The 18,544-nt window shown below is 67.8% G+C and carries 18 protein-coding genes; 10 read left to right on the top strand and 8 right to left on the bottom strand.

The genetic code is table 11. The features are described 5' to 3' along the window. Positions 1-18: 18 nt before the first annotated feature. The gene (locus SNAS_RS18890; RefSeq protein ID WP_013019057.1) at positions 19-1,260 is read right to left on the bottom strand and encodes a multidrug effflux MFS transporter; all 1,242 of its coding nucleotides are present in this window, start codon (positions 1,258-1,260) and stop codon (positions 19-21) included. Between the two features lie 172 nt (positions 1,261-1,432). Further along, positions 1,433-2,182, bottom strand: coding sequence for a GNAT family N-acetyltransferase (locus SNAS_RS18885; protein WP_013019056.1), 750 nt, complete (start codon positions 2,180-2,182; stop codon positions 1,433-1,435). Between the two features lie 176 nt (positions 2,183-2,358). Here SNAS_RS18885 and ruvC point away from each other — a divergent pair, with 176 nt between their 5' ends. The 6 genes from ruvC to secF all read left to right on the top strand — a co-directional run bounded on the left by ruvC (position 2,359) and on the right by secF (position 8,537). Further along, positions 2,359-2,889 carry a crossover junction endodeoxyribonuclease RuvC gene (gene ruvC / locus SNAS_RS18880; protein WP_013019055.1) on the top strand — a complete coding sequence of 177 codons (531 nt, stop codon included), beginning with the start codon at positions 2,359-2,361 and terminating at the stop codon, positions 2,887-2,889. Continuing rightward, on the top strand, positions 2,886-3,488 hold the full coding sequence (gene ruvA / locus SNAS_RS18875) for a Holliday junction branch migration protein RuvA (RefSeq protein WP_013019054.1): 603 nt from the start codon (positions 2,886-2,888) through the stop codon (positions 3,486-3,488). The genes ruvC and ruvA overlap by 4 nt, the downstream gene beginning before the upstream one ends. After that, positions 3,488-4,567, top strand: a complete 1,080-nt coding sequence (gene ruvB / locus SNAS_RS18870) for a Holliday junction branch migration DNA helicase RuvB (RefSeq protein WP_013019053.1) — start codon at positions 3,488-3,490, stop codon at positions 4,565-4,567. Before ruvA ends, ruvB begins: the two co-directional genes overlap by 1 nt. A 233-nt stretch (positions 4,568-4,800) precedes the next feature. Beyond that, on the top strand, positions 4,801-5,211 hold the full coding sequence (gene yajC / locus SNAS_RS18865; RefSeq protein WP_211207205.1) for a preprotein translocase subunit YajC: 411 nt from the start codon (positions 4,801-4,803) through the stop codon (positions 5,209-5,211). Between the two features lie 101 nt (positions 5,212-5,312). After that, positions 5,313-7,283 (top strand): protein translocase subunit SecD, encoded by a 1,971-nt coding sequence (gene secD, locus SNAS_RS18860; RefSeq protein WP_013019051.1) that lies wholly within the window; start codon positions 5,313-5,315, stop codon positions 7,281-7,283. A 3-nt stretch (positions 7,284-7,286) separates the two neighbouring features. Further along, positions 7,287-8,537 (top strand): protein translocase subunit SecF, encoded by a 1,251-nt coding sequence (gene secF, locus SNAS_RS18855; RefSeq protein WP_013019050.1) that lies wholly within the window; start codon positions 7,287-7,289, stop codon positions 8,535-8,537. Positions 8,538-8,608: 71 nt separating this feature from the next. Here secF and SNAS_RS18850 read toward each other — a convergent pair whose 3' ends face one another. The 4 genes from SNAS_RS18850 to SNAS_RS36290 form a co-directional block, all read right to left on the bottom strand. Further along, on the bottom strand, positions 8,609-8,884 hold the full coding sequence (locus tag SNAS_RS18850) for an Rv0909 family putative TA system antitoxin (RefSeq protein ID WP_013019049.1): 276 nt from the start codon (positions 8,882-8,884) through the stop codon (positions 8,609-8,611). Between the two features lie 69 nt (positions 8,885-8,953). Then, the gene (locus SNAS_RS18845; protein WP_013019048.1) at positions 8,954-11,317 is read right to left on the bottom strand and encodes a RelA/SpoT family protein; all 2,364 of its coding nucleotides are present in this window, start codon (positions 11,315-11,317) and stop codon (positions 8,954-8,956) included. Between the two features lie 112 nt (positions 11,318-11,429). Further along, positions 11,430-12,347 (bottom strand): peptidylprolyl isomerase, encoded by a 918-nt coding sequence (locus SNAS_RS18840; RefSeq protein ID WP_144300563.1) that lies wholly within the window; start codon positions 12,345-12,347, stop codon positions 11,430-11,432. A gap of 30 nt (positions 12,348-12,377) precedes the next feature. After that, positions 12,378-12,704: a hypothetical protein gene (locus tag SNAS_RS36290; RefSeq protein WP_013019046.1), complete on the bottom strand. Its 327-nt coding sequence runs from the start codon at positions 12,702-12,704 to the stop codon at positions 12,378-12,380. Positions 12,705-12,887: 183 nt separating this feature from the next. On the opposite strand from SNAS_RS36290, the gene SNAS_RS18830 reads away from it, so the two are divergent. From SNAS_RS18830 to SNAS_RS18815, 4 genes are all read left to right on the top strand, one after another. Then, positions 12,888-13,583: an MBL fold metallo-hydrolase gene (locus tag SNAS_RS18830; RefSeq protein WP_013019045.1), complete on the top strand. Its 696-nt coding sequence runs from the start codon at positions 12,888-12,890 to the stop codon at positions 13,581-13,583. A 59-nt stretch (positions 13,584-13,642) separates the two neighbouring features. Beyond that, the gene (gene hisS, locus SNAS_RS18825; protein WP_013019044.1) at positions 13,643-14,980 is read left to right on the top strand and encodes a histidine--tRNA ligase; all 1,338 of its coding nucleotides are present in this window, start codon (positions 13,643-13,645) and stop codon (positions 14,978-14,980) included. Positions 14,981-15,132: 152 nt separating this feature from the next. Continuing rightward, complete coding sequence (locus SNAS_RS18820; protein WP_013019043.1) at positions 15,133-15,498, top strand: DUF485 domain-containing protein; 366 nt, start codon at positions 15,133-15,135, stop codon at positions 15,496-15,498. Continuing rightward, positions 15,495-17,249 carry a solute symporter family protein gene (locus SNAS_RS18815; RefSeq protein WP_013019042.1) on the top strand — a complete coding sequence of 585 codons (1,755 nt, stop codon included), beginning with the start codon at positions 15,495-15,497 and terminating at the stop codon, positions 17,247-17,249. The genes SNAS_RS18820 and SNAS_RS18815 overlap by 4 nt, the downstream gene beginning before the upstream one ends. 59 nt (positions 17,250-17,308) lie before the next feature. Here SNAS_RS18815 and SNAS_RS18810 read toward each other — a convergent pair whose 3' ends face one another. Both SNAS_RS18810 and SNAS_RS18805 read right to left on the bottom strand, forming a co-directional pair. After that, positions 17,309-17,974 carry an ankyrin repeat domain-containing protein gene (locus SNAS_RS18810; RefSeq protein ID WP_052305058.1) on the bottom strand — a complete coding sequence of 222 codons (666 nt, stop codon included), beginning with the start codon at positions 17,972-17,974 and terminating at the stop codon, positions 17,309-17,311. A 2-nt stretch (positions 17,975-17,976) separates the two neighbouring features. After that, a complete protein-coding gene (locus tag SNAS_RS18805) occupies positions 17,977-18,531 on the bottom strand; it encodes a GlcG/HbpS family heme-binding protein (RefSeq protein ID WP_041625046.1) in 555 nt (184 codons plus the stop codon). Between the last annotated feature and the right edge of the window lie 13 nt (positions 18,532-18,544).

Genomic DNA, 18,544 nt, shown 5'->3' with positions numbered 1-18,544 from the left:
ATTGAGGCTACCGGCGGATCAGTCCGCGTAGCGGGTCGCTCGTACACCGAATAGCGCGAAAACCGGTACCGCGACAAGGATCGCGGACAGCATCACGATCACCATGCTCGCCAGCGACACCCGGCCGTCCGGGGTCCAGGCCGCCGCTGCCGGGATCGCGCCGCCGAGCCCGAACTGGAGCGTCCCGATCAGGGCCGAGCCGGTACCGGCCACCGAGGCGGGCTGGCTGGCCAGCGCCAGGCTGGTGCAGTTGGGGAACACCATGCCGAGGCTGAGCATCAGGATCGCCAGCGCGATCGTCAGCGACACCAGGTCCGTCGCCCCGGACACGTCCAGGATGGCCAGTGCCAGCACCCCGACGCACGAACCCGCGAGCCCGGCGATCAGCCGCGACCGGGTGCCGACCCGGCCGATGAGGAACCCGTTGATCTGGGTGCCGCCCAGCATCGCCAGCGTGTTGATGCCGAAGACGTAGCTGTACTGCTGCGCGGTGGCGCCCAGCTGTTCCTGCGCCACGAACGAGAACGACGAGATGTAGGTGAACAGTCCTCCGAACACCAGCGCCAGCGTCAGAGCGGGTCCGATGAACCGGGGGTCGGCGATCAGCCGCCGCACCACGTTCAACAGCGCCGCCGGGGTGGTGGCGCGGCGCTGCGAGGCCGGCAGGCTCTCCGGCAGCGCGAAGTACACCAGCACCATCCCGATGATCGACACGACGGTCAGCACGATGAACCCGACCTGCCAGGGCCCGACCCGCAGCAGCTGGGCGCCCAGGATCGGGCCCAGCATCGGCGCCAGCATGGTCACCAGCACCAGCCGGGAGAAGAACTTGGTGATCGCGTCGCCGGAGAAGTGGTCGCGCACTATCGCGCGGGCGATGACGGCGCCGGCGGCCCCGGCCGCGCCCTGCACGAACCGCAGCGCGATGAACACCCCGGCCGAGGGCACGAACACGCACAGGAACGACGCCACGGTGAAGATCGCGGTGCCGATGAGCAGCGGCCTGCGGCGGCCGAAGGCGTCGCTCATCGGGCCGATGATCATCTGTCCGACGGCCAGACCGAACATGGCCGAGGTCAGCGTCAGCTGAATGTGCGACTGCGGCGCGTCGAGGTCCTTGGCGATCTCGGGGAACGCGGGCAGGTACAGGTCTGTCGCGAGTGGACCGGTCGCCGTGATGACTCCGAGGGTCAGTACGAGCAGCGCGACGAAGCGGCGCGGATGACCGGCGGACTGGGGGGCGGCCTCGGCGGCAGACACGGGAAACGTCCTCATTAAACAGAAGAGCGGGGAGCGGTCAATGCCTGACCGTACGCCCGCCCGGCCGCCGTGAACAGTTTTTCAGGCGCATGTGAGAGCGAGGCAACAGCGTTTTTCCGAAAGGAGTGATCTGGCAGACAAGACTTACGTCCTCAGTGGATGAAAATCTCACTCAGTGGGCGGGCGAGGGCTCCAGTCGCCCCGAGGCCAGCACCCGGGTGTCGCGGTAACCCAGCCGCCGGTAGATCCGGTGGGTGGCCTCCTCACCCGCGTACGAGCCCAGTGCCACCATCGCGTTGCCCTCGTCCAGCAGCCGCCGGGTCACCCACGAGGTGATCGCCGAGCCCAGCCCCTGACGGCGGGCGTCGGGGTGCACCGCGATCGAACCCAGCATCGGCCCGATGCCGTCGCCGACCTGCGCGATACCGCAGGCCACTATGGACCCGTTCGCGTCGGTGGCGCCGAACCAGCGCCGGTGCGGAACCGCGGGATCGGGGCGGCTGGACGCGTCGGGGAACGCGACGTCCAGCAGCGCCGTGATCGCGTCGAAATCGGACTCGGTGCACCACCGCACCCGCGACTCGGCCGGGTGCGTCGGCGGCGCCGAACGGGTGAAGAACCAGTGCCACCGCCCCGGCTTCGCTGAACGCAGCTCACCCGGCAGCTGCTCGAAGACCTCCTGCGGCACGGTCAGCCGATCCGGCCGCCAGTGCGGCGCCAGCTCCGCCACCAGCCGGGCCGTGGCCCGCACCGGGCCGTCGCCCATCAGGACGCTGCGGCCGTTGAACTCCCGGAACCAGGCCACCGCGTCGTCGCGCACCACTCCCTCGGCGTTGTCGGCCAGGAAACACGACACGAACGGCTCGGCGCGGTAAGCGGCGAGGATGGCCTCGCGGCCTTTCAGAACCGGGAAACTCGACACGCCTGAAATCTAAGCCCGCCGCACGTCGAACGGCAATGTAACGGTCGGCACTGACCGGCGGCGGGTGTAACGCTGAATGCCGAACCGGCCGCTCGTGCGTGTGTCGCCGACGGTCGCCGCGCCCACACCCACTACAGTGGTCGAACGGACGTTCGTGAAGTGGAGGTGTCCGCGAGGTGCGAGTACTGGGCGTCGATCCGGGCCTGACCCGCTGCGGTGTCGGCATTGTGGAGGGTGCCCCCGGTCGGCCCTGCCGCCTCGTCGGCGTCCACGTGGTGCGCACCGACCCCGAGGCCGCGCTGCCCGACCGGCTGCTGCGCCTCGACACCGCCCTGGCCCAGCTGGTGGAGCGCTACCAGCCCGACGCGGTCGCCGTGGAACGGGTCTTCAGTCAGCACAACGTCGCCAGCGTCATCGGCACCGCCCAGGCCTCCGCGGTCGCGGTGCTGGCCGGGGCTCGCGCCGGTGTCACAGTCGCCACCTACACTCCCAGCGAGGCCAAGGCCGCCATCACCGGCTCCGGCGTCGCCGACAAGAAACAGATGACCACCATGGTGACCAAACTGCTGCGACTGGACGCACCGCCCAAACCCGCCGACGCCGCCGACGCGCTGGCCCTGGCCATCTGCCACGTGTGGCGCGGCGGCACCCAGGCGCGGTTCACCGCCGCCCGCGACAAGACCATCCTCAAAGGAGAGCCGCGTTGATTGCCAGTCTCACCGGGACGGTGACCCACGTCAGCACCTCGACCGCGACCATCACGGTCGGCGGCGTGGGCATGAGCGTGCGGGCCACCCCCGGCACCCTGGCCAACCTGCGCGTCGGCGGCGAGTCCACTCTGTACACCACCCTGGTCGTGCGCGAGGACTCGCTGACCCTGTACGGCTTCGAGGCACCCGACGAGCGGGACCTGTTCGAGCTGTTGCAGACCGCCAGCGGCGTCGGCCCCCGGCTGGCACAGGCCGCGCTGGCGGTGCACCCGCCCGCCACCGTCCGGCACGCCATCGCCTCCGGCGACACCGCGACCCTGACCCGCATCCCCGGCGTCGGCAAGAAGGGCGCCGAACGCCTGGTCCTGGAACTGAAGGACAAGATCGGCGCGCTGCCCGGCTCGATGGCCACCGAGCCCAAGGCCGGACGGCCGGTGTCGTGGCGCGACCAGGTGCAGCAGGGCCTGATGAGCCTGGGCTGGTCGGCCAAGGACGCCAACGGCGCCATCACCAAGCTCGACTCCCAGGTCGACGGTGAGGCTGTCGACATACAGGGCCTGCTCAAACAGGCCATCCGGCTGTTGGGGACGAAGTGATGGACGAGTTCGGCGAGGAAGACTTCTACGAGCCCGACATCGTCTCGGCCCAGGCCATGCCCGCCGAGGCCCGCGCCGAGGCCGGGGTCCGGCCCGCGAAACTGGAAGAACTCATCGGCCAGGCCCGGGTGCGCGAACAACTGGAACTGCTGCTGTCGGGCGCCCAACAGCGCTCGGCCGCCCCCGACCACATCCTGCTGTCCGGCCCGCCCGGACTCGGCAAGACCACCCTGGCCATGATCGTGGCCGCCGAACTGGGCGTGTCACTGCGCCAGACCTCCGGCCCGGCCATCGAACGCTCCGGCGACCTGGCCGCCGTGCTGACCTCGCTGGGCCCCGGCGACGTGTTGTTCATCGACGAGATCCACCGCATCGCCCGGCCCGCCGAGGAACTGCTGTACACCGCGATGGAGGACTTCCGCGTCGACGTCATGGTCGGCAAGGGCCCCGGCGCCACCGCCATCCCGCTGGACCTGGAACCGTTCACGCTCGTCGGCGCCACCACCCGCTCCGGCCTCCTGACCGGCCCGCTGCGGGACCGGTTCGGCTTCGTCGGCCAGCTCGACTTCTACGACCCGCCGGAACTGGAGTCGATCGTCCACCGCACCGCCCGGATCCTGTCGGTGGACATCACCGACTCCGGTGCCCGCGAGATCGCCGGACGCTCCCGCGGCACCCCCCGCATCGCCAACCGGCTGCTGCGCCGGGTCCGCGACTTCGCGCAGGTCCGCGCCGACGGCCACGTCACCCAGGAGGTCGCCTCTGCGGCCCTGGCCCTGTACGACGTCGACGACATCGGCCTGGACCGGCTCGACCGGGCCGTGCTGACCGCCCTGATCGAGTCCTTCGGCGGCGGACCGGTGGGCCTGACCACGCTGGCGGTGGCCGTGGGGGAGGAACCCGACACCGTCGAAGAGGTGTGTGAGCCCTACCTGGTGCGCTCGGGCCTGTTGGCCCGCACCCCGCGCGGCCGCGTCGCCACCGTCCACGGCTGGCGCCACCTGGGCCGCACCCCGCCGCGCGCCAGCGCCGCCGGGGCCGTGCAGGCGGCGCTGTTCGACGAGGACGAGACCGAATAGCGGCCTCGCCGTGGCCGGGCCGCGCCGCAGCCCTTTCACGAGGCGGTTCCTGACCGAGCATGGCAAGGCGGAGGAGGAGAGCCATGCCGGGTTCGCATGGCCGACGACGACAACGCCGCCAGGCGAAGTGTCAGGGAGCGCCGCAGCTTGTGGCGGCGTTCACGGTGGTGTAGGGGCAAGCTAGACTCCGCAGACGTCTCAAGACTCTTTACTCGTGGAAAGGGGCACTACGCGTGCTCTCAGCAGCAAACGGAAGCGGCCTTGGCGGCTTCATGATGCCCGCCGTCATCATCCTGCTGATGGTGGCCATGTACTTCTTCATGATCCGGCCGCAGAACAAGAAGCGCCGCGAAATCATGGAAAAGCAGCGCCAGGCCGGACCCGGCCAGACCATCGTCACGATCGGCGGCCTGCACGCCACCATCATCGACGCCGACAAGGACACGGTGACCCTTGAGGTCAGCCCCGGCGTCATGTGCGTCTACGAGCGCGGTGCCATCGCCCGCGTCGTCGACGAGACGGTGGAGACCGACCTGACCACTGACGATGACGACTCCGAGGACGAGAAGTCCGAGGAGACCCCGGCCAGTGCGGTCGTGGACATGAAGGCCGACAAGTCGTCCGGCGACGACTCTCGGAAATAGGTTCGAGCGGACACGCTAAGGTGGCGCCGCGCGTAAGCGTGGTCGCCTGAAGAGAGCTGCGCCACGCCCGAGCGCCGAGTGTTTAAGGAGAGTGGACTGCCGTGGGTCCGAAAAGCAAGGAGCTGCCCCGCAGACGCAAGAAGGTGGCGCGCAAGCAACTGCGGGTAGCGCCCTATTTTGTGTCACTGCTGGTGGTCGCGGGGTTGTTGTGGCTGGCGGCCTTCGCCGGCACGGGCTTCAAGAGCTTCCCGATCCCCAAGCTCGGCTTGGACCTGCAGGGCGGCATGACCATGACCCTCAAGGCGTCGCTGCCCAACAACGGCACCCCCGACGCCGCCCGGCTGGAGCAGGCCCGCCAGATCATCGAGGACCGTGTCAACGGCACCGGTGTGGCCGAGCCCGAGGTCTACGTCGAGGGCAGCGACCACATCGTCGTCAACGTCGCCGGTAAAGAGGCCAACGCCGAGAAACTGCGCGAGGTCGGCGCCCCCGCCGAACTGCGGTTCCGCGAGGTCCTGGCGGGCCCGGGTGAGGACTACACCCAGCAGGACCCCGAGGACTTCAAGAAGGAAACCCAGAAGGACAAGGACGACAAGGACAAGGACAAGGAGTCCGACAAGGACTCCTCCGACGAGGAGAAGGCCGACAACCCCTCGGATGACAAGTCCTCCAAGGACGACAAGTCCGAAAGCCCCTCCGACGACAAGTCCTCCAAGGACGACGACAAGGACAAGGGCGAGGACCCGGCCGACGTCGACAACTCCGTCAAGGAACAGCGCAAGAAGCTCGAGAAGAAGCTCGGCAAGGAACTGATCGGCGCGGCCGAGCAGTTCGTGGCGCAGGCCGAGGCCATGGTCAAGCAGGGCCAGCAGCTGTCGCCGCAGATGTTCCCGCAGCTGGGTTACACCGAGGACTTCGCCAAGTTCGGCAAGCTGTCGCCCGACGAGGTCGCGGTGCTGGCCCCGTCATGGCAGTACTACATCCCCAACATCGGCTGCGGCCAGCTCAACGGCCGCACCCCCGGCGCGATCTCGGAGATCAAGGAGCAGGTCGTGGCCTGCAACCGTCCCTCCGACGCCGACATCAAGGCGGCCAAGAAGCAGAAGCAGTCCGCCTACACCAAGTACCTGATGGCCGAGGCCAAGGTCGTCGGCGAGGACATCTCCAACGCCACGGTGCAGCCGGACCAGCAGCAGGCCGGTGCCTACGCCGTGGGCATCAGCTTCACCGACTCCGGCGCGAGCAAGTGGAAGAAGCTCGCCACCGCCACCGTCGGCAAGAACGTGTCGATCGTGCTGGACAACGAGGTCGTCTCGGCGCCCACGATCGAGCAGGGCGCCGGAAGCGGCGGCTCGGTGGAGATCACCGGCGGCTTCTCCTCCGACGACGCCAACCTGCTGGCCGAGCAGCTGAAGTACGGTTCGCTGCCCGCCTCGTTCACCGTGGAGACCATCGACGAGGTCTCGCCCACCCTGGGCCTGAGCCAGATGTACGCGGGCCTGCTGGCCGGTGGCGTCGGTGTCGCCCTGGTGATCCTGTACTGCCTGGTCTACTACCGACTGATGGGCTTCGTCGTCATCGTCAGCCTCCTGGTGTCCGGCGCGGTCCTGTACCCGGCGATCTCGATGCTGGGCGCCCAGATCGGCTTCACGCTGACGCTTGCCGGTGTCGCCGGATTCATCGTGGCCATCGGTATCACCGCCGACTCCTTCGTGGTGTTCTTCGAACGATTGAAGGACGAGGTGAAGGAGGGCAGATCCTCCCGGAGCGCGGTTCCCCGGGCCTGGACCCGGGCACGACGCACCATCCTGTCGGCCAACACCGTCCAGATCATCGGCGCCCTGGTGCTGTACTTCGTGGCCATCGGCGCGATCAAGGGCTTCGCGTTCACCCTGGGACTGTCGACACTGTTCGACATCCTGGTCGTGTTCCTGTTCACCCATCCGCTGGTGTCGTGGGTTTCGCGGTCGAGGATTCTCGACAATCCGTTCCTGTCGGGTCTGCACACCGGCCGTCGCCGTACCCCCGCGAGTGTTTCCGTCAGGGGCGCCGTGAGCCCGAAGGAGTCCTGAGCCGTGACAACCGACAAAGACCGAGGCGCCGACAAGCCCGTGAAGAAGCCGGGCGTACTCTCCCGGCTCTACAGTGGTGAGACCACCGTCGACTTCATCAAACGTCGCCTGTTGTGGTACGGGATCTCGCTGGTGCTCATGCTGGTCAGCCTCAGCGGCCTGGGCCTCGCCATCGGCTCCAACCACATGAACTGGGGCATCGAGTTCGTCGGTGGAACCCAGTTCCAGGGCGCGGTCAAGGAAGGCGTGAGCCTCACCGAGGTCGAAGCGGCCGTCGAGGCCGACGGTGTCGAGGTCGTCACCGCCCAGACCGCCGGTACCGGTGACGACGCCACCGTCGTCGTGCGCACCGAGTCGCTGCCCAACAAGGAGCAGCAGGAGATCCAGGAGGCGATGTCCGCGGCGCTCGGCGGCGAAGAGGTCTCGATCTCGAACGTGAGCGAATCCTGGGGCGCCAGTGTCTCCACCAAGGCGTACTGGGCGCTGGGGGTCTCGCTGGCACTGATCATGGGCTACCTGTGGTGGCGCTACGAACGCAAGATGGCCATCGCGGCGATCCTCGCGCTGATCCACGACCTGATCCTGACCGCCGGTATCTACGCCATCGTCGGTTTCGAGATCACCCCCAGCACCGTGATCGGCATGCTGACGATCCTGGGTTACTCGCTGTACGACACCGTGGTGGTGTTCGACAAGGTGCACGAGAACACCCGGGGCGTGCTCAGCCAGCAGCGCTACACCTACGGCGAGAGCGCCAACCTCGCCATCAACCAGACCCTGATGCGGTCCATCAACACCACGCTGATCGGTCTGCTGCCAGTGGGCGGCCTGCTGTTCGTCGGCGCCGGTCTGCTGGGTGTCGGGACGCTCAAGGACCTGGCGCTGGTGCTGTTCGTGGGTATGGCCACCGGCGCTTACTCCTCGCTGTTCCTGGCCACCCCGCTGGTCGTGGACTTCAAGCTGCGCGAGAAGGACTACAAGACCCACACCCGCAAGGTGCTGGCCCGGCGCGCCGAGACGGGCGAGTCCGCCGAGTCGATCGTGGCCGAGCCCGACCACGACGCGGACGAGGACGACACCGACAAGGCCGACACGACGGCCGAGACGGTCGAGGACGAGCCGGACGACGCCGAGGACACCGAGGAGCGCAAGTCGCGCCCCAAGGCGCTCAGCAACGCCTCGGCGCCGCGCCCGGGTGCCCGGTCGGGGGACAACAAGCGCCCCACCGGTGCCCGCAAGAAGAAGCGTCGCTGACCGTTTCGCACCACCGAACGTGAAGTGGCCGCCCGGGGCAACCCGGGCGGCCACTTTTTCGGCTGTGACCGCTACTGCTGACCGGTCATCTTCTTGACCTTGTCAACGGCGGTGTCGATCTTGTCCTCGTACTTGCCGTCGGTCTTCTGGTTGATGAAGTCGGCGGTCTTGTCGACCATTCCCGAGTTACGGGAGTCGGCGGCGTCGGCCTGGCCGCGGGTTTCGGCGGCCTTCCCCTTGGCCTCGCCCTCCTTCTCCGCTGCCTTGCCCTTGGCCTTGCCCTTCATCTCCTCGACCTTGCCCATCGCCTTGTCCTTGGCGCCTTCGAGCTTGTCCTGAATCCCCATGGTCGTGCCTCCTATCAAGTTGGCATCAACCGCCACCGTAGGCGTGGGCCGCCGGGGCCCGCAACCGATTCAGCCGGATTTGTTGGATTCCTCACCGGTGATGCGATAGGCATCGTAAACACCCTCCACCTTGCGAACCACCCGCAACAGGTGGTCGAGGTGCTTGGGGTCGGCCATCTCGAAGGTGAACCGCGACAGCGCCACCCGGTCACGGGTGGTGGTCACCGTCGCCGACAGGATCGACACCCGCTCCTCCGACAGCGCCTGGGTGACGTCGGCCAGCAGCCGGTGCCGGTCGAGCGCCTCGACCTGCATCACCATCAGGAACGCCGACTCCGAGGCCGGACGCCACGCCACGTCGACCAGCCGCTCGGGCTCGTCCTCGGCGCGGATCAGGTTGGAGCAGTCACTGCGGTGCACGCTGATGACGTTGTACCGGGTCACGAAGCCGATGATGTCCTGGTTGGGAACCGGGTTGCAGCAACCCGCCAGTTTGACCGCCGCGTCCCCGGCGCCCAGTCCCGCCACCATCACCGGCGCGTCCGGGACGTGCTTGTGGTGGTCGGTCTTGTCGCGTTCGGGGCTGGTGACCTCGGCGATGTCCTCGATGGCGCCCTCGGTGCCGCCGTAACCGACGATGAGCCGCTGCACCACGTGCTGCGCCGAGACCTGGTTCTCGCCGACGGCCGCGTACAGCGCCGACACGTCCGGCAGGTGCTGTTCCCGGGCGATGGCGTTGAGCGCGTCGATGGTCATCATGCGCTGCAACGGCAGGTTCTGCTTGCGCATGTGTTTGACGATCGCGGTCTTGCCGGTCTCGATCGACTCCTCGCGCCGCTCCCGGTTGAAGTGCTGCCGGATCTTGGTCCGCGCCCGGGGGCTCTTGACGAAACTCAGCCAGTCCTGGCTGGGGTTGGGCGTCTTGTTGTTGGACGTGAAGATCTCGACGACGTCGCCATTGGACAGTGGTTCGTGGAGGGCGACGAGTTTGTCGTTGACCTTGGCGCCGATGCACCGGTGCCCGATGTCGGTGTGCACCGCGTAGGCGAAGTCCACCGGCGTCGAACCGGCCGGCAGCGCGATCACGTCGCCCTTGGGCGTGAACACGTACGCCTCGGAGCTGGCCAGGTCGAAGCGCAGCGCGTCCAGGAATTCGCTCGGGTCGGCGGCCTCGCGCTGCCAGTCCAGCAGCTGCCGAAGCCACGCCATCTCGTCGATGTGTGCCGGGGGACCGGCGATGGTGGCGCCCTTGGTCTCCTTGTACTTCCAGTGCGCGGCGATGCCGTACTCGGCGGTGCGGTGCATCGCCCAGGTGCGGATCTGCATCTCCACCGGCTTGCCGGTCGGCCCGATGACGGTGGTGTGCAGCGACTGGTACATGTTGAACTTCGGCATCGCGATGAAGTCCTTGAACCGCCCCGGAACCGGCTGCCAGTTGGCGTGGATGACACCCAGCGCCGCGTAGCAGTCGCGTTCGGAGTTGACCAGGATCCGGATGCCGACCAGGTCGTAGATGTCGGAGAAGTCGCGGCCCCGCACGATCATCTTCTGGTAGATCGAGTACAGGTGCTTCGGTCGTCCCGACACCGTCGCCTTGATCCGGGCCTCGCGCAGGTCGGCGTTGACGCGGTCGGTGACCTGCGCCAGCAGCATCTCCCGCTGCGGGGTGTGCTCGGCGACCAGCCGCCCGATCTCGGCGTAGCGCTTGCGGTACAGGGTCGCGAAGGACAGGTCCTCCAGCTCCCACTTGATGGTGTTCATGCCCAGCCGGTGCGCCAGCGGCGCCAGGATCTCCAGCGTCTCGTGGGCCTTCTGCTCCTGCTTGGCGGCGGGCAGGAAGGTCAGGGTGCGCATGTTGTGCAGCCGGTCGGCCAGCTTGATGACCAGGACCCTGGGGTCCTTGGCCATGGCCACCACCATCTTGCGGATCGTCTCGGCCTTGGCCGCGTCGCCCAGCTTCACCTTGTCCAGCTTGGTGACGCCGTCGACGAGCAGCGCCACCTCACCGCCGAAGTCCTCGGTGATGGCCTCGAGCGTGTAGTCGGTGTCCTCGACGGTGTCGTGCAGCAGCGCCGCCACCAGGCTGGTGGTGTCCATGCCCAGTTCCGCCAGGATCGACGCCACCGCCAGCGGGTGGGTGATGTACGGGTCGCCCGACTTGCGGAACTGTCCCTCATGGAGCCGTTCCGCGGTGGCGTATGCGCGTTGCAGCAACCGCACGTCGGTGCGCGGGTGACAGGCCCGGTGGGTGGCCACCAGCGGTTCCAGCACCTCGGGAACCTGCGGTGACTGCCACGGGGTGTTGAACCGGGCCAGTCTCGCGCGCACGCGTCGTCCGGTGGGCGCGGATGCCAGGCCGCCGCCGCGTTCATTCGCGGCGCCCGGCACCGTGCCTTCACCCTCACTGGGGGTGACTTTTGCCTCGCCTGCCACGTGCGCAGCTCCTCACCGACACTGACGAATCTTGAATGCCCATCGTAGTGCGGTTCCCGCAGGGTGTGCGAGTTGCGGGCGATGTGGCGCCGGCCGGGTCGATTGTTGTGGTTTAACCCATACCACCCATTTGCTGCTGCTGCCGCTCTTCCTGCTCCTTCTTGGTGATCCAGGCGCCCTTCTTGGCGATGTCACGGACCACGTCCAGACCCGAGGTGACCTTGCCCAGGATCGTGTAGTTCGGCGGCAGGTAGGTGTCCTCGTAGACGATGAAGAACTGGCTGCCGTTGGTGTCCTCGCCGGAGTTGGCCATCGCCAGGGTGCCCGCCTTGTAGTTGGGCTTGGGCTTCTTGCCCTCCTTCTGCTCCTTCTTGGACAGGTCCTTGGCGGTGTCCTTCGGGACGTACTCGGTGGCGTACTGGTACTTCGGGCCACCGCGGCCGGTCCCCGAGGGGTCACCGCACTGCAGCACGAACAGGTCCTTGGTGGTCAGCCGGTGGCACTCGGACTTGTTGAAGAAGTCCTTCTTGGCCAGGTACGTGAAACTGGCCGCCGTGCACGGCGCCTTGGAGTTGTCGATCTCGGCGGTGACGGGTCCCTGCTTGAGATCGATGCTCATCTTCTGGGTGCCGGTGTTGGGCTTCTTGCCGTCGCCGGGCTTGCCGACGTCCTCCAGCTCGGTGTTCTCCGGCTGGCCCTCGACGGGCTTGACGTCCTTGTACTCGCACTTCTCGGCGCCCTTGGACGCCGAGGCCGGCTTGCTCAGCGACAGCGCGTTCATGACGACCTTGTCCTTGGGGTGCCCGTCGCCGTCCTCGATCCGCTCGTCCTTCTTGGCGGCGGAGTCGTCACCACCGGAGCTGATCACCGAGACCAGGAACCAGCCCAGCCCGGCCACCAGGGCGACGGCGAGGATCGACGACAGGGTCACGGTCACCCGGCGTTTGCGCCGTGCGACGGCCTGCTTCTCGGCCATGCGCGCTTCCAGCTTGGACTGCGCCGCCTTTCGGCGTTCTCGCGCTGTGGACACCGGTACTCCGATCGATGGTGGGTGGGAGGTTTACTTCTCGCCGTCCGAGGAACTCTTGTCGTCGGAAGGCTTGTCGCTCTTGTCGTCGGACTTCGAGGGGTCGTCCGACGGGTTGCTCGTGTCGCTCACCGAGGTCGAGGGCTCGTCCTTGGGATTCTTGCCCTTGTCCTTCTCATCGCTGTCGAAGGCGCCCAGGAACCAGGCCACCGCGAAACCGGCCAGCACGAGCACCAGGACTCCGACGCCCGCCTTGACCTGACGACGACGGCGCGCGCTGGCGGCCCGCCTGGCGAGCTGACGCTCGTACTTGTCGCGGGCCAGCTGGCGCTCCCGGGCCTTGCCCTTGCGTGAGGTCACCGGCGATTCCTCTTCCTTCGGCGAGTTTGTGGGTGAGCGGGGCGTCTCGCGGCACGCGAAACGTCGGCTTCTGGGGGCGCAGTTTATACAAACAACCCAGATGCGCCTAGCGGCGCGTGGTGGGTACGCTAAGCCCGGCTCGGCCGTAGCGGCCGGGCAAACCGGGTTGAAGAGGACAAAACGGTGCTGATCGAGAGCGTGGTCGCCGAGGCCTTCGCCACAAATTGTTATGTGGTTGCGACCGGCGCCGGTTCCGAGTGTGTCGTCATCGACCCGGGCATCGGGATCGCGTCGCGGTTGGAGAAGCTGCTCGCGGACAAGCGGCTGCGGCCCGTCGCCGTCATGTTGACCCACGGGCACTTCGACCACACCTTCTCGGTGGTGCCGGTGTGCGGGGCGCGGGGCATCTCGGCGTACGTCCACCCCGGCGACCGCGGCCAGCTGGTCGATCCGTTCTCGGGGTTGCCGCCGCAGTTCAAGGCCATGGCCGGGGGACTGGAGTGGGCCGAGCCCGACGACGTTGAGGAACTGCCGCAGACCGGGCCGTTGAACCTGGCGGGCATCGACTTCACCGTCGACCACGCTCCCGGGCACACTCCCGGATCGGTGCTGTTTCGCGCCAGTGACGACGAGGCCGACTACTGCCTGTCGGGCGACGTCCTGTTCGCCGGTTCCATCGGACGCACCGACTTCCCCGGTGGCGACAACGCCGCCATGGAGCGGTCGCTGGCCGACAAGATCCTGCCCCTCGACGACGCGACCGTCGTGTTGCCGGGCCACGGACCGGCCACCACGATCGGGGCCGAGCGTCGCGGCAACCCGTTCCTGCGCCGAATCGTCGACAGCGGCCATATGGAGGCACCGACGCGCGGTCTGTGACCGAACGCGACGGTGCCTGCCCACGCCGTTGAACCGATTCGTCCTAAGGAGAGACAACCATGAGCCGTGTGGCTCCACTGTCCGGTTTTCCGGAGTTCCTGCCCGCCGGTCGCGTGGTCGAGCAGCGGGTGATCGCCAAACTGGCCGAGACCTTCGAACTGTACGGTTTCGCCTCGGTCAACACCCGCTCGATCGAGCCGATGGACCAGTTGCTGCGCAAGGGGGAGACCTCCAAGGAGGTCTACGTGCTGCGGCGGTTGCAGGCCGAGGCCGAATCCGGCGGCGACACCGGGTTCGGGCTCCACTTCGACCTGACGGTGCCGTTCGCGCGTTACGTCCTGGAGAACGCCGGGAAGTTGCAGTTCCCGTTCCGCCGGTACCAGATCCAGCCGTGCTGGCGGGGGGAGCGGCCGCAGGACGGCCGGTTCCGGGAGTTCTGGCAGGCCGACATCGACATCGTCGACCGCGACGAGCTGCCCACCCACTACGAGGTGGAGATCCCGCTGGTGGTCGGGGACGCGCTGCGGTCGCTGCCGATTCCGGACGTGCGCATCCACGTCAACAACCGGAAACTGTCGCAGGGCTTCTACCAGGGGCTGGGCCTGTCCGACCCGATGGGCGCGATCCGTGCCGTCGACAAGATCGACAAGGTCGGTCCCGCCGGGGTGGCCAAGCTGCTGTCGGAGGAACTGGGCGCCGCCGACGACCAGGTCAAGGCGTGTCTGGCGCTGGCCGAGATCGCCACCGACGACGAGTCCTTCGTGGACGCGGTGCGGGCACTGGGTGTCTCGGATCCGTTGCTGGACGAGGGACTCGACGAGCTGGCGACGGTCATCGCGACCGGTGCCGAGGACGCTCCCGGGCTGCTGCGGGCCGACATGCGCATCGCCCGCGGTCTGGACTACTACACCGGCACCGTCTACGAGACCTTCATGGACGGGTACGGGCGGTTGGGTTCGGTGTGCTCGGGCGGTCGCTACGACAACCTCGCCTCCGACGGCAAGAACAGCTTCCCCGGGGTGGGCATCTCGATCGGGATCTCCCGCATCCTGGTGCCGCTGGTGTCGGAGGGCAAGCTCGGCGCTACAAGGGATGTTCCGACCTGTGTGCTGGTCGCGTTGCCGGACACCGATTCGCGGCGCGACTGCGACCGCATCGCGGCGAAGCTGCGGTCGCGCGGTGTCGCCACCGAGGTGGCTCCGGCGGCGCAGAAGTACGGCAAGCAGATCAAGTTCGCCGAGCGGCGCGGCATCCCGTTCGTGTTGTTCCCGTCCTCTGGAACGGACGGACACGAGATCCGCGACATCCGCTCCGGCGAGCAGAGCACTGTGGACATCGATTCCTGGCTACCGCCGACCACCGACCTGCGGGCCGAGATACAGCGGACCGGCGAATAACGTCTGGGAGCGATCCCGGGTTGCGATGGTGACGAGCATCACTAAGATGTGAGGTCTTATCGCCATCGCAACCACTGGTGGAAATCGATGGATGGCGATACGGTACTTCGCAATTTCCTTTCATATGCCCGCGTCTTCCAGAAAGGACTCCGATGTCTCCGAAATCGCGAGATCCAGGATCTACACCCGACGGTGCGTCGGCAAACGTCACCGTCCAAAACAGTCCGGAATTCGCCGCCTTGCGCAAAGCATTGCGGCGCTTTGTGTTTCCGGTGACGGTGGCGTTCCTGGCCTGGTACGCCCTGTACGTGTTGCTGTCGGCTTACGCGCGTGGCTTCATGGCCTACAAGCTGGTCGGGCACATCAACGTCGGTCTGGTCTTCGGGGTGCTGCAGTTCGTGAGCACCTTCCTCATCGCCTGGGCCTATTCCCGATACGCCGACAAACACCTCGACCCCAAGGCCGAGGCGATCAAACGGCACATGGACGGCGAGGACGCCAAGGAGGACAAGGCATGAACCTGTTGGCAGCCGGTGGAGTCGACGCCACCTCGCGCACCCTCACCATCGTCCTTTTCGTCGTCCTGGTGGCCGTCACCCTGTTCGTGACCGTCATGGCCGGGCGCAAGACCTCCACCGCGACCGACTTCTACGCGGGCGGACGCGGCTTCTCCGGATTCCAGAACGGCATGGCCATCGGCGGCGACTACATGTCCGCCGCGTCCTTCCTGGGCATCGCCGGGATCATCGCACTGTCGGGATACGACGGTTTCCTGTACTCCATCGGGTTCCTGGTCGCCTGGCTGATCGCGCTGCTGCTGGTGGCCGAACTGCTGCGCAACTCCGGCAAGTACACGATGGCCGACGTGCTGGCGTTTCGGATGCGGCAGCGCCCGGTGCGCACCGCCGCGGCGGTCTCCACCGTCACCGTGTCGATCTTCTACCTGCTGGCGCAGATGGTCGGCGCCGGAGCCCTGGTGGCACTGCTGTTGGGCATCGGCGAGAACGAGACCTTCCTGGGCATGAGCGCCGGGGCCGCCAAGAACCTGACCATCATCCTGGTCGGCGCGCTCATGATCACCTACGTGGTCGTCGGCGGCATGAAGGGCACCACCTGGGTCCAGATCATCAAGGCCGTACTGCTCATGGTGGGCGCGGCGCTGATGACGCTGCTGGTGCTGATCGCCTTCGGGTTCAACATCTCCTCGCTGCTGGGCAAGGCCGCCGAGGCCTCGGGCAAACCCGGCGACAGCTTCCTGGTGCCGGGCCTGAAGTACGGCGTCGAATCCGGCGACGCCTTCAAGACCCTGATGAGCAAACTGGACCTGCTGTCGCTCGGGTTGGCGCTGGTGCTGGGAACCGCGGGCCTGCCGCACATCCTGATCCGGTTCTACACCGTCCCCAATGCCAAGACCGCCCGCAAGAGCGTGCTGTGGGCGATCGGCATCATCGGCACCTTCTACCTGATGACGCTGGCGCTGGGCTTCGGTGCCGCCGAGATGGTCGGCAGCGCGGCGATCGCCAAGCAGGACAAGGGCGGCAACACCGCCGCGCCACAGTTGGCCCAGGCGCTGGGGGAGCGATTCCTTGGCGGAGACGTGGGCGGGGCGGTGCTGCTGGCACTGATCGCCGCCGTCGCCTTCGCCACCATCCTGGCCGTGGTCGCGGGGCTGACGCTCGCGTCGTCCTCGTCGCTGTCGCATGACCTGTACGCCAACGTCTACCGGGGCAGCGGTCTGGCCAAGACGTTGCGGCTGGGTTGGGTGTTCAGCCTGCTCGGCAAGGGCCGCACCACGAACGGCGAGGCCCGCGAGGTCCTGGTGGCCCGGCTGGCCGCCGTCGTCATCGGCATCGCCGCGATCGTGCTGGCCATCTTCGCCCAGGGGCTGAACGTGGCCTTCCTGGTGGCGCTGGCCTTCGCGGTCGCCGCGTCGGGCAACCTTCCGGCCATTTTGTACAGTCTGTTCTGGAAGAGGTTCACCACCCGCGGCGCGACCTGGGCCATCTACGGTGGACTGTTGACCGCGGTGATCCTGGTGATCTGCTCGCCGATCGTCACCGGTGGCAAGCTCGACCCGGCCGGTAAACCCGCGGCCCTGTTCCCGGGCGTCGACATCGCCTGGTTCCCGCTGGAGAACCCCGGCCTGGTGTCGATCCCGGCGGGCTTCTTCTTCGGCTGGCTGGGCACCGTGCTGTCCCGGGAGAAGCCGGACGTGGAGAAGTACGCCGAACTCGAGGTCCGTTCCCTCACCGGGGTCGGAGCTCACTGACACGACAACCGACACGCCGCCGCCCACCTGTGGTGGGCGGCGGCGTCCTTTGTGTCCGCTTACTCGCGGGCCCCGGCTTCGGTCAGCAGCTTCGCGACCGTGTCCTGGCCGCGCTGGCGCGCGTGCGCCAGCGGCGTCACCCCGTCGGCGTCGGCCAGGTTCACGTCGGCGTCGTGGTAGATCAGCGACGCCACGATCTCCTGGTACGGGTCCGAGCCGTCGCCCAGGACGACCGCCTCCAGCAGCCCGGTCCAGCCGAGGTCGTTGACGTGGTCGACGTCGACGTCGGTGCGTTCCAGCACCGCCGCGACGTAGTCGGCGTGCCCGCGTTCGCAGGCCGGGATCAGCGAGGTCCCGCCGAAGCGGTTGCGGATCGTGACGTCCGGTTCGCCCGGCAGCAGCGCCTCCAGCATGTCGACGCTGCCGGTCACTCCCGTGACCAGCCAGGGCGTGTCGTGCCGGTCGTCGAGTGCGTTGACGTTGGCGCCCTGCTTCACCAGCGCCTTGGCGGCGTCGACGTCGTCGTCGTTGACGGCCGTGAACAGCCGCTCGTCGAGTTCGGCCTGTTCCTCACTGGACATGGTGTCCTCCTCCTTCGACGGTGAGTGCGACGGTTCCGATCGCGGTTCGGTGTCCGGTGCGGCGCACGACGCCAGCAGTCCCGCCAGCGCCACCGCCAGCACGGCCCGCCGCGACGGGCCGTGCCCACGTCGATCGCCCGCCATGGCTAGTCGATCGCCTTCAGACCGGCCTCGGCGATCTTCTCGTCGATGTCGCCGCTGGGGGCGCCGCCCACGCCGATGCCCGCGATCGGGGCCTTGTCGGCGGTGACCGGGACGCCGCCGGCCAGGAACAGGGTGCCGGGGATGTCGGAGATGTTGGGGGCGTCGCCGGTGGCGCCCTCGGTCAGTTCGCTGGTGGCCTTGCCGAACGACACCGCGGTGAACGCCTTGCGCTCGGCCGACTCCTGGGTCTGCGGTCCGGCGCCGTCGCCCTTGACCAGGGCGATGGTGTTGCCCGCCCGGTCGACGATGGCCACCGTGACCCGCTGGTTCTGCTCCTCGGCCTCCTTCAGCGCCGCCTTGGCGGCCTTGAGCGCGGCCTCGCTCGACAGCGTCTTGGTCTCGGTGACCGCCTCGTCCCCGGCGGCCGCGACGGTGGTGGCCGGGTTGGCGTCGGCGGGGCTGGCGGTATACGCCGACACCCCGGTGACGCCGCCGACGATGGCCAGCGCGCCCAGCGCTCCGACGATGACCCGGGTCTTCACGGACTTGATGTTCATGATGGTGCCTTTC

The organism is Stackebrandtia nassauensis DSM 44728, from assembly GCF_000024545.1.
GTDB classification, from domain to species: domain Bacteria; phylum Actinomycetota; class Actinomycetes; order Mycobacteriales; family Micromonosporaceae; genus Stackebrandtia; species Stackebrandtia nassauensis.
The sequence above is the reverse complement of the archived record's forward strand: the minus strand, read 5'-3'. Positions and strand labels throughout refer to the sequence as shown.